1 protein-coding gene is annotated in these 268 nt (G+C 64.6%); it reads right to left on the reverse strand.

All coding sequences use genetic code 11. The features are described from left to right. A partial coding sequence (locus WDW90_RS39635) for a hypothetical protein (RefSeq protein WP_336493060.1) occupies positions 1 to 268 on the reverse strand: 268 nt, incomplete at both ends.

Here is a 268-nt window from a genome sequence, read left to right on the forward strand (position 1 = left end):
GCCGTAAATGCGCAACTGCGTGGCAGGCGATTGCGGCCAGCGCACGATCTGCTCGCCGAACGCAGTCTGGAACACCTCCGGATAGTCACGCAGTTGAACCATGAGGCCGCTGGCCGGTACGGCATCGCCCTCGGCGGGAGCAGCAAGCAATTCGTCGAAGGCGCGCAACAGGCCGGCGCCATCGGCTTCTTCGAAGGCCCATATCTTGTCTTTGTCGTCGCGAGATAGCGCCATCAGCATCTGGCGGTGGCGCGCCGCGAGGTCGGAG

It is taken from the genome of Methylobacterium nigriterrae, from assembly GCF_037106235.1.
In the GTDB taxonomy this organism is placed as follows: Bacteria; Pseudomonadota; Alphaproteobacteria; order Rhizobiales; family Beijerinckiaceae; genus Methylobacterium; species Methylobacterium nigriterrae.